This window comes from Paenibacillus sp. FSL R7-0297 (genome assembly GCF_038009025.1).
In the GTDB taxonomy this organism is placed as follows: Bacteria; Bacillota; Bacilli; order Paenibacillales; family Paenibacillaceae; genus Paenibacillus_AQ.
The window spans coordinates 5,905,500-5,918,418 of the sequence record NZ_JBBPAQ010000001.1; the positions used below are offsets into that span (position 1 = coordinate 5,905,500).

At 49.2% G+C, this 12,919-nt stretch carries 15 protein-coding genes and 1 tRNA gene; 3 read left to right on the plus strand and 13 right to left on the minus strand.

Annotated elements, in window-relative coordinates; all coding sequences use genetic code 11:
* Positions 1 to 59 precede the first annotated feature (59 nt).
* Positions 60 to 425, plus strand: coding sequence for a PadR family transcriptional regulator (locus tag MKZ24_RS25870; RefSeq protein ID WP_231575337.1), 366 nt, complete (start codon positions 60 to 62; stop codon positions 423 to 425).
* A complete protein-coding gene (locus MKZ24_RS25875; RefSeq protein ID WP_340788182.1) occupies positions 422 to 1,570 on the plus strand; it encodes a DUF2812 domain-containing protein in 1,149 nt (382 codons plus the stop codon). Before MKZ24_RS25870 ends, MKZ24_RS25875 begins: the two co-directional genes overlap by 4 nt.
* Before the next feature lie 91 nt (positions 1,571 to 1,661).
* Here the strand turns inward: MKZ24_RS25875 and MKZ24_RS25880 are convergent, their stop codons facing one another.
* The 8 genes from MKZ24_RS25880 to MKZ24_RS25915 all read right to left on the minus strand — a co-directional run bounded on the left by MKZ24_RS25880 (position 1,662) and on the right by MKZ24_RS25915 (position 8,794).
* Positions 1,662 to 2,330 (minus strand): GntR family transcriptional regulator, encoded by a 669-nt coding sequence (locus MKZ24_RS25880; protein ID WP_269322099.1) that lies wholly within the window; start codon positions 2,328 to 2,330, stop codon positions 1,662 to 1,664.
* Positions 2,317 to 3,009, minus strand: a complete 693-nt coding sequence (locus tag MKZ24_RS25885; protein ID WP_445324200.1) for a hypothetical protein — start codon at positions 3,007 to 3,009, stop codon at positions 2,317 to 2,319. The genes MKZ24_RS25880 and MKZ24_RS25885 overlap by 14 nt, the downstream gene beginning before the upstream one ends.
* Before the next feature lie 72 nt (positions 3,010 to 3,081).
* A complete protein-coding gene (locus tag MKZ24_RS25890) occupies positions 3,082 to 5,214 on the minus strand; it encodes a hydantoinase/oxoprolinase family protein (protein ID WP_042235080.1) in 2,133 nt (710 codons plus the stop codon).
* 100 nt (positions 5,215 to 5,314) lie between these two features.
* Positions 5,315 to 6,661 (minus strand): citrate transporter, encoded by a 1,347-nt coding sequence (locus MKZ24_RS25895; RefSeq protein ID WP_081956470.1) that lies wholly within the window; start codon positions 6,659 to 6,661, stop codon positions 5,315 to 5,317.
* 241 nt (positions 6,662 to 6,902) lie between these two features.
* Positions 6,903 to 7,553: a hypothetical protein gene (locus MKZ24_RS25900; protein ID WP_042235077.1), complete on the minus strand. Its 651-nt coding sequence runs from the start codon at positions 7,551 to 7,553 to the stop codon at positions 6,903 to 6,905.
* A gap of 54 nt (positions 7,554 to 7,607) precedes the next feature.
* Positions 7,608 to 8,030 carry a hypothetical protein gene (locus tag MKZ24_RS25905; RefSeq protein ID WP_052416239.1) on the minus strand — a complete coding sequence of 141 codons (423 nt, stop codon included), beginning with the start codon at positions 8,028 to 8,030 and terminating at the stop codon, positions 7,608 to 7,610.
* Positions 8,027 to 8,230 carry a helix-turn-helix transcriptional regulator gene (locus MKZ24_RS25910; RefSeq protein ID WP_042135783.1) on the minus strand — a complete coding sequence of 68 codons (204 nt, stop codon included), beginning with the start codon at positions 8,228 to 8,230 and terminating at the stop codon, positions 8,027 to 8,029. Before MKZ24_RS25910 ends, MKZ24_RS25905 begins: the two co-directional genes overlap by 4 nt.
* A gap of 480 nt (positions 8,231 to 8,710) precedes the next feature.
* Positions 8,711 to 8,794: transfer RNA gene (locus MKZ24_RS25915), tRNA-Leu, on the minus strand.
* 187 nt (positions 8,795 to 8,981) lie between these two features.
* On the opposite strand from MKZ24_RS25915, the gene MKZ24_RS25920 reads away from it, so the two are divergent.
* Positions 8,982 to 9,440, plus strand: coding sequence for a hypothetical protein (locus MKZ24_RS25920; RefSeq protein ID WP_340788195.1), 459 nt, complete (start codon positions 8,982 to 8,984; stop codon positions 9,438 to 9,440).
* 414 nt (positions 9,441 to 9,854) lie between these two features.
* Here the strand turns inward: MKZ24_RS25920 and MKZ24_RS25925 are convergent, their stop codons facing one another.
* The 5 genes from MKZ24_RS25925 to MKZ24_RS25945 all read right to left on the minus strand — a co-directional run bounded on the left by MKZ24_RS25925 (position 9,855) and on the right by MKZ24_RS25945 (position 12,791).
* Positions 9,855 to 10,532, minus strand: coding sequence for an AlkZ-related protein (locus MKZ24_RS25925; RefSeq protein WP_042235072.1), 678 nt, complete (start codon positions 10,530 to 10,532; stop codon positions 9,855 to 9,857).
* Positions 10,529 to 11,320, minus strand: coding sequence for an SDR family oxidoreductase (locus MKZ24_RS25930; protein ID WP_340788199.1), 792 nt, complete (start codon positions 11,318 to 11,320; stop codon positions 10,529 to 10,531). Before MKZ24_RS25930 ends, MKZ24_RS25925 begins: the two co-directional genes overlap by 4 nt.
* 125 nt (positions 11,321 to 11,445) lie before the next feature.
* A complete protein-coding gene (locus MKZ24_RS25935) occupies positions 11,446 to 11,664 on the minus strand; it encodes a hypothetical protein (protein ID WP_042135771.1) in 219 nt (72 codons plus the stop codon).
* A 131-nt stretch (positions 11,665 to 11,795) separates the two neighbouring features.
* Positions 11,796 to 12,113 carry a hypothetical protein gene (locus tag MKZ24_RS25940; protein WP_039309077.1) on the minus strand — a complete coding sequence of 106 codons (318 nt, stop codon included), beginning with the start codon at positions 12,111 to 12,113 and terminating at the stop codon, positions 11,796 to 11,798.
* Between the two features lie 108 nt (positions 12,114 to 12,221).
* Positions 12,222 to 12,791, minus strand: a complete 570-nt coding sequence (locus tag MKZ24_RS25945) for a xanthine phosphoribosyltransferase (RefSeq protein WP_042235070.1) — start codon at positions 12,789 to 12,791, stop codon at positions 12,222 to 12,224.
* Between the last annotated feature and the right edge of the window lie 128 nt (positions 12,792 to 12,919).

Genomic DNA, 12,919 nt, shown 5'->3' on the forward strand with positions numbered 1-12,919 from the left:
GATATAGTCACGTTATGACATAGTCACGGCAAGACATATTATATTAAAGGCCATGAGTTATGCACAATGAACTGGCGAAGCAGGTGATCGTGTTGTCCACAATGGATAAAGTGCTGAAAAAGTACGTGCCGATGACAGAGACGGCCTTCTATATTCTGTTGTCCTTAACCATCCCACGCCACGGATATGGAATCATCAAGCATGTGGATGAGCTGTCTGAGGGCCGGCTTAGACTGGGTTCCGGTACGGTATATGGAACTTTGACGAAGATGAACAAAGATGGACTGATCGTTGTATTCGCCGATGAAGAGAGAAAAACGGTGTACGAGGTATCAGATCTGGGGAAAGCAGTAATGCGCGCAGAAATCAGCAGATTAAAGGAACTTCACCGTAATGCCATTACCAGTGAGGAGGAATTTGTATGAAAAGGGTTTTTAGGCCCTTCTGGAGCTACGACCTGCCCAAATCAGAAGCCTGGCTGGCCGATATGGCTAGCCGGGGATGGATGCTGGCGGAGTGGAATCTGCTGCTGCGACAGTTTACGTTCCGGCAGTCTGAGCCGGTTCAGCTTACTTATCAGATCGGTTATGCTCCATCCTCCCAGCCTTACATGTCTTCCTATCTTGCTGCTGAAGGCTGGAGCAAGCGCCTGCAGCAAGGCAAGTGGACCGTCTACGAGAATGATCAGCAGCCGTCACAGATTAAGGCCTACCCTTCCCGCAAGGATGTCTTGAGGCGAAACCACAAAATCTCATATATTTTTATGGGAATACTTCTTTATATGCTGCTCATTGCAATGATTCCGCTGATTGCTCTAGGCTTCTCCTTGACCCAGGATGCTCCACTTCAGGTACAGCAAAGCCCTATGTGGGCAGTTACCTGGGCCGCAGCAGCCTTGGCTGTGATCCTGCTCGTACTTGCCATCTATTCTATTATTAAGCTCCGGGCGGCCAGCAAGGTGTTAATCTCGGATTATGAGGACTTCAAGAAGACTCACGAGCCGCAGAGGCCGGCGGGCGTTACAATGAAGCGGTTGAAGTTAGGCTGGATGTACGCTCCTGACCGGCTGGAGGAATGGCTGGAGGATAAGGAACGGCTGGGATGGAATCTGTATAAAGTCGGCCCGGGAGGCACCCTGTTCCATTTCAGCCAAGGCAGTCCACGTATCATGAAGTATCACGCCGACTATCAGGTCATTGGCGATGAAGAGTATTTCGAGCTGCACCGGCAGGCAGGCTGGGATAAGGTCTATAGCTCATCCTCTTCTCTGCAGAAATGGACCCTCTGGAGCCGGGAGGAGCTGAAGCGTGCTGAACAACCGGAAATCTACAGTGACCCGTATCACCGCTTGAAGCATGCCCGTAAAATTGCCATCAGCTATACAGCATTGTTTCTTCCGATGATTCTGCTCTACAGCCTGAATGTGACGGCATTTATTGACGACATGCTGCAAGACGGAGTCACCGCTTCCCGGGCATGGAATACTTCACTTATGTTCCTCTGTATCCTTCTCTTCGGCTCGTTCGCAGGAAGAACCTGGCTGTATTACCGGCGGCTTAAGAAGCTGTAGGTATTGCACCGCAACAAAAGGCGTATACCGGAAGTCATACTCCAAACGGAGCAGCTTCAAGGATACGCCTTAAGCATATGCTTACCATATTTCAGAAAAATTGCGGATATTGCTTGGACATCACCTGTACCCGGTCCAGCAATGTATTAGAATGCTCCATCACAATCTTGCGCATTCCCTCCACATCACGCTTGCGGGTGGCCGCTACCATCTTCACATGTTTATCAATATCGGATGGCTGCACGCCCTCCATCTTGCCGTACAGCAGACGGATCCTGTTATAATGCGAGGCAACCTCTTCAATTGTAAACCAGGATAGCTCTTCGCCCGCCGTCTGAAAGATCAGCTGGTGAAAACGATTGTCCTTGAAATAAAATTCCCGGAAATATTTCTTATCCATATATTTCTTCTGTTTGTTAATCAGTTCCTGCATCGTATCTGCTACAAGCTCACTGCATTTGCGGATGAATTCATCAATCACGGCAGATTCAAGCGATGTGCGGATGAACCATTCCTCGCGGACCCGCTGCAGATCAATTTTGGAGACTACTGTTTTGCGCTGAGGATATATTTCCACCAGTCCAGACTGTTGAAGGCGGACTACTGCTTCCCGTACCGGTGTCCGGCTTACGCCATAGCGTTCAGAGAGCTTCTGCACACTGACATCCATTCCCGGCTCCAACGTCATATTCATGATGTCTTCTCTTATTTTATTGTAAGTTACATCATTTAGTGAATTACTGTTATTAATAATCTTCAACGGGTTCCCTACACCTTCCTGAACTCACTCCTAGTACATCACGATATATTTTCTCCGCACTGGCAGCATCATAGCTGTAATACAACAGAACATCCAGAATAAACGGCGCGTAGCTGAGTCTATTCAGTTCCTGTGTAAAGGCCATGGCTCCCACTTCACTCAAGGTGCGTATTGTAGAATAATTCTTGAACCCAAGCAGGTTCCATAGCAGAATCTTCTCAGTCCGGGTGTAGATTTCATGTGCAAACTGGTCTTCTACAAAATGAAAAATTTCGTGGCCAAGGATAGTATTCATTATACCAGCTTGCTGAAAAAGTTCAACTAGCCCCGGCTCCTCCTCCCGGACCAGCTCCACCGCCCTGCGCACGGGCTCTTCCATAATTTCGATGGTGTACGGTGGGGTATAGCAGGCAAAAAGCACACGTTTCCCTGTCATAAGCGCACTTTGAAATTCTAGCTTTAGCTTCAATTTGTCCGCGATCACGCGGACATCACGGGTTCCATATTCAAGGATGATGCGCTGTGCGTATGCTTTGCCGCAGGCTGTAGCTCTCTCAATCATCTCTGTCTTGTTTTCAGGCAGAATGCGCCGGTTCAGAATGTCCCTGGAAAAAGCGTACAGCCCCCAAGCCTCATCCTCTACCTGCAGCAAATCACGCATCATTACACCCAGCTTCATCTGCACCTGCATGCTGCCCCCATTCTTCATTCCTTCATTAATATCGCTATGAATGGCCTCAATAGATTAGCGTTAGCTCTGCTTGACATTGGCAGCGACAACGATAACCTCCGTATCCGGCTCAAACGTGGAAATTTCGATATCCATAAGCAGCTCCAGCTGTTCGAAATCGGAGGCGGTAAAGTCCATCACCCGGGCACCGATACACAGATAGAAGTCCGGCCGGGCAATCAGTTCAGTCTGGTAGACAGCCATAGCCTCCCAGAGCTTTTTGACGGCATTCAGGTAATCTCCGGCAGTTGTCTTGAGGGCCATCGCCCGGCCTCGTTGCACCTTAATGAACCCTTTGGTGTCTAAGATGCGCACTGCACCCGCTTCACCGGCCTTGTCAACCTTTTCGCCGAAAATGCTGACATACCTCGTTTTCTCAAGCAGCTGTGTCCGGTCGATGGAAATACGCATATCCTTCGCGGCCAGCTCGCGGAGCTCCGCTTCATCACATTCCTTCAGCAGCTCGGTCGTCTTCACCTCCGTGGAACCCGTAGCAATCGCGGTAACCTTTGACGTCTGCGGATCAATATCGATATGGATCTCGATGCTTTCCGGAGTGGCTCCACTCTGAATCGCTTTGTTCATTGCTTCCATTTTGAGTGCGGCAATCACTTCTTTGGAAGGTGACGGAATGATCCGCTCAACAACGTCCCGAACCATCGACAGGGCAACACCAATGGACGAGATCACCTCAGCATTCTCAGGAATACTGTATTTCAGGCCCATTTTCTCTGAGAAATAGACGATCAGCGAAGCGGCTCCCCCGCCAACTCCCACCAGGGAGATCTGGTCTTTCTCCAGTTTGTATTTCTCGGCCAGCGACAGAATGATCGGTTCGATCTTCGCATACGCTTTTTCCATAATCTGTTTCGCAATATCTTCGGCCGTGGTTCCGCAATAATCGGCTAAGGCCTGCATCGCCCGTCTGGCGGCTTCCACATTCCCGTAGGAGAAATGCTCCGGCTTCACAAGGCCCAGCACGTTCGCAGCACAGGAATTCGTGATCGTCACACGCTCCCCGTTCTCCAGACGGATGGCTACATAATCTGCCGGATCACCCGGTTTGGGCGAGAAAAATTCCACCTTGGCGCCCTTAATCTTGTCCGGATCGGTAAAGACCGAATAATCCAGGCCGCCGATATGTGCCGATCTGGGCCCGACATCCACTACTCCGCTTTTGTTCGCCCGGATCATGGAGCCGCCAGCAACACCGAGTACGCGCACATCCAGTGAATTGACATAGGTAGGGTGACCGCCGACGATTGAATAGTCAATGGCCGGACGGCCATTTTTGATAACCCCAATATTGGTTGTGGTTCCGCCCACCTCGAAATACACACCGTTAGAGGCTCTCAGATACATCAAAGACCCCATGACTGAGGCAGCCGGACCCGATAGCATCGTAAGCACAGGACGTTTCTTCATTTCGCTGATTTCCATAACCCCGCCGTCGCCTCTCATGATCATCAGAGGTACATGGACGCCGGCTTCCCTTACGGACTGTTCAGTTGAATTGGCGGTGTCCAGCATCTTGGGCAGAATGCTTGCATTGATTGCTGCTGTTCTCGTTCTGCGGGTGAGCCCGTACAATTTGGTGATATCGGATGCCATGGTGGTCGGAATGCCTTTTTTCTCAGCTTCTATATAGACGAGCTCTTCAGGTCTGCCATTATCTACGCCAAAAGCCATGGAAGGCACAATCACCTGTGCTCCCTGACGCTTAAGATCATCGATGACCTGTAGCACGGAGGCTTCGGACATTTTCTTAATGTTAATGAAGCTATTGTAGATTTTGATCTCTTTGCTGTTGCCCAGATCGATGTTCTGCAGTTTGGTCTGACGTTTGGCCAGCCAGCCTTCAAGGCCGCCCTTAGCCATGCCAATGATGCCAACCTGTGCGATATCACCTTCAATCAGCGCATTGGTTGCCTGCGTCGTGCTGTGTGCAACGAAGACTACATCTTCCGGCTTGATGTTATTTTCTTTCAGACAATTCTGAAAACATTTCACAACACCGGCGGCTACACCTCTCTCATGATCATGCGTAGTCTTGACGGACGATTTCCCGATAATTTCATGTGTTTCATTGTCGATGGCAACTGCTTTTGTATGTGTTCCACCGACGTCGATCCCCATTCTAACCATTTTACCCATATGATTTCTCCGTTTCTCTTCATTAAATTGTACTGAAGGCTAATAACCGGCTCCTGGCTGACAGGGACGCAGCAGCCGGTTCATTTGGACATAAGCGGTGCTACACCAAATTTCCGTACATGAAGAATACAATCGCGCACAGAATAATCCCGATAATCCAGCCTGTAGGAATGGACATCTTCATATATTCCTTGGCCGGAACCTTCGTATATCCGAAGCCCCAGGCTACCCAGGATTGGGTAACGTCCAAATGCTGCGGAGCTACTGTAGTTATGGCGAACAAAGGATACAGAAACTGTACAGGCCAAGCTGCGGTAGCCACAACTACTGCCAGAATGGCCGATCCGGAACCGACCAGGTTCATCGGGCCGCGGAAGAAGCCAAGCGGTGTCAGGATGGCGAATACGATACAGAGCAATAACGCCGTCTGAGGCATTGCACCATCAAGCAAGGTTTTGAAGTAAGGAGAAGCATAGGTTGCAGCATTATTGAACATGGACAGTGTGAGCAAGAATCCGATCATCGGCGCCACATCGATAGCCCCGTCTGCGAATTGCTTCGACAGCATTCTGCAAACGCTTGCAAATCCACCCTTTAACTTGCCGCAAGTCAGTAAAGCGAACAGACCGGCAACGATAAATCCGAAGATAATCGGGAGTTTGAACACCACTACACCGATTACCGGCAGAATGATGGAAATCCAGGAGATTGCAGGGGCATCAACCGTAGCTCCGGCATCCGGAGTGGCTGCCCAGGCACGGGAAACCTTCTTGTTCATGGACAGGTTAGATACCACCAGAACAACAATCAGGGAGACAGCCATCGCAATCATGCCGAATTTGAAGTATGTATTGTAGTCGTAGCTGGCATAACTTTCATTGGCTGTAGCAAAAATAGCCTGATACTGCTTGAAGTTAACAATGTTCCCGAAGATACCCGCCATAATTGAGCCCATGAAGGAGAACAAGGCAATCGGTGAAGGTATTCCCAGTGACAGCATGATCGGCAAGACGATTACGGCGATGGAGATTACCGGACCGATACCCGTCATAGAGGTGAAGATTACCGCAGTAACAATACATAAGAGCGACATCGTAATTCTTGGTTTGTCTCCGCCAAGCTCTACCACCTTACGGATCAGCGTTGCAGCAATCCCTGTGTCAATCAAGACTCTGCCGAAGAAGGCGCCGAAGAAGATATTAACCAGAATCGCTTTACCGTAGTTCTCCGGACCCGTCTGGAAGACGTTCGTCAGGACGTCAATAAATGTCTTACCCTCCATAACGGAGGTTGGATGAATGGAATTGCCGATCAGGGCAATTGATGTCCACAGGACCGACATGACGAAGAAGCCCACCATGAGGTTATACCCCTTAACGCAGTACCACACCAATCCAAAAAATGATAAGACCATAATGAAACCGATTACAACATTAGCCACATCCACAAAATAACCTCCTGAAATAGGAATATATGAATAACATGCTAACATGCTATATAGCCTAACTGACATGTTAGTTTGTCTCGGGAAAATATTAACATGTTAGTTGCTCAGGCGTCAATACAATTCTGCGCTGTGGATTTCACTGTATTTCGAGTCAGTCGCGGGATAACAATGGGAGCCTTTCAGCAAGAACAGAGAAAGCCCCCACGGCATGGCCGCAGGGGCTGGGTGCTGCTTATTAAGTTTAAATGTTCGGAAGAAGTACAGCAATGAACAGCAAGCCCGGCATTAAGGTAGCAGGAAACCCTTTGAAGCCCGCTCTATTCTTCAGGGCCGCAATAATTACCATATTCAGCAGCTGACCTGCCAGGACAGGCAAGACTGCAAAGAGCGGTCCTGCTCTATTGACGGATTGCAGGGAAACTATAGTCAGCAGGGAATAAAAAGTCAGATCTCCTGTACCGATGACCGGAATGAGCCCCCGCCTCCCGGGAACCGGAAGGCAGACCGATAGACGGGCGGCTGTATTCGTATGCTCCATTAACCGGGCGTTGAGCGTGAAACGTCCTCTTTTGGTGAAGCTGAACACATCCATGATCACCATTCCGAAGGCAGCGCCAATCACCGTACTCTCCGAGACGAATACGTAGGCTGACAGCAGATACGCCAGCAGAACTGCACAGATGATGTTCAAGCCATTATGCAAATAGATAACATTCCGGCTGACAGCATGCTTCCAGACCCAACAATTAAGCGCTAAGGCTGCTGCAAATCCTGCAACAGCCACCTGCTCTGAACATCCGCGAACGGCAGCTGCCAGCAGTACGATGAGGCCAGTAAGCAGGAAAATATAGGTCAGCTCCCAATGCATCCTGTTCTTAACGGGCGCATCCATCAGAAATCCCTCCAGTCAAATATAGAACATCGTCTTACTCTTCCACTAGTCCGGTTACATCTGCTTACTGTACTTACGGATGTAGAACAGCTGCAGGAAACAGCCGAGAACATATAGTCCGATGGTCGACAGCACTACCCACAGAGCGGTCCCGCCGAATATAAACAGAAACGACAGCGCAATCATAACCACAATCATTACATCGAAGGCTTTGGCCTTCGCTTTCATCCGGATGGCCGTGTGGCGTTCGTCGCGCAGTTCAATGACAGCCTGCTTCCTTAGCTTAGGGTGTTTGGCATAATAACACTGAATGATAAGCTGGGCGGCACTCATACTGAACAGCCCCGAGCCTATACCAAGACCTAACCCGGCTAGTCTCTCAGTACTTTCATTCATCGTCAGAAGCCCGGCAGCAGCCAGAATCCCCCCAAGCAGCAGCAGAAAAGAAAACAGCCAGATCTTCTTGTTCATCTTCATTCGGATTCCTCCTCATAGATAAAAATATCCTCAATGGCCAGTTTGAAATAGCGGGCGATTTTGAAGGCTAGAATGATGGACGGGTTATACCTCCCGTTCTCAAGCGAACCGATGGTCTGTCTGGAGACCTCGAGCGCCTCGGCCAGCTCTTCTTGTTTAATTCCCCGCTCCTTCCGAAGCTGTTCCAGCCTGTTATCCATACCTTCACCTCGCATATGTAAAGTTAACTTTCCATAATAATATCACTCACTCTCTGTTATGTAAAGCGTACTTTCCATCACTCTGTGTTTACTCACACAAAAAGAAAAGCATAAAATCACCCTAACGGGTAATTATGCCGGAGTTTTATTTGCTGTAGCAAATGGAGTCGGTATTGATGAAGTAGATGATTCGCAGAATATTTCGAGCACGCTGAGCGATCTATTCGGCAAACAGCCGGTATTCAAATGGTAATTGGATTATCCGGCCAACATGAGATAGAACTATGGGAAATGTTGAATTTGAAGGGCAGCGTCATTGCATTGGGGGGGAGCCTCTCGGATGAGGGGGGAGCTTTCGGGAATGGCATAAGTATCATTGGCCCAAGGGATGAGCAACGGCCTCAACTATCTGCCCACAAAAAAACAGGTTCTAACCCGGCTATACAAAGCCGATTCAGAACCTGTATTTGATAAATATGATGCGGTCAAGAGGACTCGAACCTCCACGATATTGCTATCACTGGCACCTGAAGCCAGCGCGTCTGCCAATTCCGCCATGACCGCATATTCGGTTGACTTGCTTACGCAGTCACAAGATAGATCTTATCATGCTGGGATTTTAGAGTCAACCTTTTTATATTTTTTTAATTTTGTTTATTTCCAATAATTTTCAAGATGAATATTGCATTTACTTACCCAAAAGATGTATAATGAGAACAAAGGTTCGCATACTATAAATGAGGTGATTTATATGGCGACTACCAAGAGAAACACCCTAATCACACCAACACTTCCTGAAGATATAACCAAAGACGAATTGTCCCTTGTCAGAAGCTATCTGCTGCTAACGTTTATCCATAAAGTGTTTGAGCGCGATTGCCGAATTATTGGTAAGAGCGGTCTCTTCAAGACTCCACAGCTCTACATGGAGCTGGTCTCCAGCGCCACGAAGAAGACTTCGCTGATGCTGCAGGAGGTTACCCGTGAGCTTACGTCGCATCAGCTGAAGATCAATACCATCCGCCAGGATCAGCGCGGAGTTACGGCCGAGTATACCTGCCGGGGATACTCCGGGGATATCCATATCCTATGGCCCGGCTTCCGCAACGAGATGATGCTGCGCATGCGCGCTTATCTCGGGCTGGGTGCCGAGCTTGCCTCCGTTCTTCCCCGTGAAGAACGTGTCGAGCAGATGGCCTTATCTTTCTAGGCCGTTACTGGTTAATCCACAAAGAGCCTCGTCCTATTTACTGGACGAGGCTCTTTGTGTACCTACACTTCCTAGAGGTTCCATATAGTTTGAATTTCAACAAAAGCGGAACCATTCCATTCCTCATACCTGTCCCGTTGTCCGCAGAGCGAGCCTGAGATTGTTAAATTAACACTACATAGGCATAATTGTTGTACGTATTGCAACTTTGATTCCTCGATACTTGGGCATTCGGACAGATTGTTGTATGAAATACAATAATTCCTCCACCAAACCGCTAGAACAAAGAGAGATGTTGCCTTTTATACACCAACTTCGGATTAGGGCCGAATTCCGGAGGAAAATGTTGTATCCTGTGCAGGATTTAATAAGAAATGTGATAAAAGTTCAATCTGTATCGGGCGCGGCGCTCCCCTACTTAATGACCTTTTCAATTTCCTTCATCTCTGCATCCGGGAACAGCTTCGCCACATGCTCAGCAATCCGTGACTTCGATTCCGCGGGCTTATCAGCGTAACGCGAGGTAACCCATTCTTCCCCGTATACATGCTCACTCATCGCATACCGCCCGACTCCCCAGCCGTACGGACGCCCCTCTTTATCCTGCTTGTATTCAAATCTGCTGGCTGTAATATAGGTCTGCATCTGCAGATGCGTCATTGCGGTGTCGAAGCCCTTAGCCCCGTTTTTCCCGAAGCCGGCCAGCTGCTTAAGCTCATTGGAGAGTAGTCCCTCACTGTGTTCCATTAGCACATCCATAATTTGTTTGCTGGGCATGGAGGCTAGTCCATCATCATATCTGGCGTCGAAGTCGTATCCGTCCCGGCGGTAATTGGCGAAGTCAGGGTACCATGCTTTGCTGATAAACCCGGCTTTTTTGTTAAAAAGCTTCGCATAAGCGATCTCGCCCCCTGCGGCAACTTCCTCACGCCACTCCCACGGCCCCTCCACATCCTTCACGAACCAGTAGCCCGCAGGCGTGCATTCCTGCAGGGAGAAACCATCAATCTCACAGCGGAATAAAGGAAGGAAACCTATCTCACGCACCAGACCGGCTAACTCCCGCGCATTCTTAATTACTGGCAGCTTCATGCCTGCCCTCCCGGACTATAAGTCCAGCCTTCGTCCCCGTGATAGATCATCAGCTTGGACATTCCGCCATCGATCTTTATATTCTCCCCGGTGATGAACCCTGCAGCATCACTGCACAGGAAAAGCACCATAGCCGCGATATCCGGCGGTGTGCCTACCCGTCCAGCCGGATGCTGCAGCAGGTCCGGCTCCGAATGAACCGGGTCCGCTGCTTCTCCCGTACCCTGATAGGCAGTGGTATCAATCCAACCGGGGCTGATCGCATTCACCCGCACTTTACCGGCCAGACTTACACTAAGGCCGTGGGTCAACGCACCAATGCCGCCTTTGGCGGCAGTATAGCTCTCCGTATCCGGCTGGGACATTCGCTCCCGGCTTGAAGAGATATTCACGATGGACGCTCCCGGAGCGAAATATTCCTTAAGCCGCAGTGTCAAATAATATGGCGCAGTTACCCCGATCCGCTGCACATATTCGAAATCCTCGTAGCTGCACTCCGACAGCAGGCCTTTTTTGCTAATGCAGGCATTGTTAATCAGGTAATCCACATGTCCGAATTTGCTGATAACCTGTGCGGTGAAATCCTCAATGACCGAACGCTCCGCAATATCTCCCGGATAGAACAACAGCCGCTCCGCTCCATACTGCTCCTCCAGCCAGCGTCCGGCCGCAAGATCGGTATCTATGCAGGCAACCACCGCTCCCGCCTTCAGCAGCTCCTCCGTTATACAGCGTCCAATTCCGTTAGCGCCGCCGGTGATGACAGAGATTTTATTCTGATGGTTCATATGCTCCTCCTCAGGCAGTTCAATATAAGGGTCCCGCATAATCAGCAAAAGTACGCTCTGGAGCGCACTCTGCTGATTGTAAAGCTGTAATTAATAAAGGGCATTCAGCGTATTCCGTTTGCTGTTTATAAGGTATCTGCTTCCGGTCTCGGCTCGCTGAACGGCTGATACAGATAGTTCCGGTCCAGCTTCACTACCCGCTTATTCGGACGCCGGATCATTACCTGGGACTCATCCCAGGCCAGCACAATCCCCTTCACATCATTGCTCTCCAGTCCATCGCGCACCACACGTATCTTTTCACCGGAAATCCGGTAGGCATCGAGCTGTTCATCACTAATCATAATTGTTCTACTCCCCTCTCTATCCTTAGCTTGTCCAATATTTGCCTAAATCGAATCATGAAAAAGACCCAAATGATAAATCATCCGGGTCTAGTTATGAACTAAGTAAGTCTGTATGTCTTATGAAGTTCTTATATCAGCGCTTCATTCTTCTCAAACCAGAAGTCAAGAACTTTAGCGGACATCACCCGTTGTTCCAGATATTCTACCTGATGATCCGTGAATTTCTGTCTCCAGTTGAAGGACAGCTCTTCACATAAACTTGTGATTGTCAGAAGCTCCGACCAAGCTACGTAGCGTTTGTACCAGAAAAACTGAGGATGTTCGATCATATAGGGGTACAAATCGTCGAACTCCGTGTGTTTGCAATCCAGCGCACGTTCGAAGTGATCCTTAGCCTCGGTTAGTTTATCAATAAAAAATTGCTCTGTCACCGGTTCTTTCCCCATTGTGACGCCTCCTCTCTCATGTCTAATTTTTATTATAAAGGAAAACTTATAGGGTGAAAAGCAGTTGTTTCAAAAATAGGCTATGTTCCTGTATTTGTCACTTAAATCCTACCCGAAAGTAATCGTTCCCTCACTAAGAGAGGTAATATCGACAAGCGACTCCAGACGAATACCCTGTTCCCGGATTGTACGGGCGCCAGCCTGGAAGCTTTTCTCGACCACTACGCCCAGACCCACAAGCTCGGCGCCGGAACGCTGGATGATCTTGATCAGGCCGCGCGCGGCGTCTCCGTTGGCGATGATATCGTCGATAAAGAGGATTTTGTCATGCTCCGAGATGTATTGGCGGGACAGCATGATATCCGTGACGATCCCTTTGGTAAAAGACGGCACCCGTTCGCATAGGGCATCGGGATCAGCGAGCAGCGTTTTTTTGCGCCGGGCAAAGACCAGTGGCACCTTCATCTCATAAGCGGTGGCAAATGCCACGGCAATACCCGAAGACTCCACGGTAACTACGCGTGTCACTCCAGCCTCAGCAAATCTGCGGGCAAACTCCCGTCCCATTTCCATCGTCAGCATCGGATCAACCTGGTGGTTAAGCAGACCGTCCAGCTTCAGCACCTGATCCGAAATGACGACCCCTTCCTCCAAAATCCGCTGTTTCAATAATTCCATGACTTTGAACCTCCATTACCTTTATAATTCCAGACGTTCCACTGTAATAACAGCTTATTCACTAGGCGGAAGTCATGTCCTTCTGTTCCTCATCATAACCTGTACTATGCGGACTGCACAAGGCAATC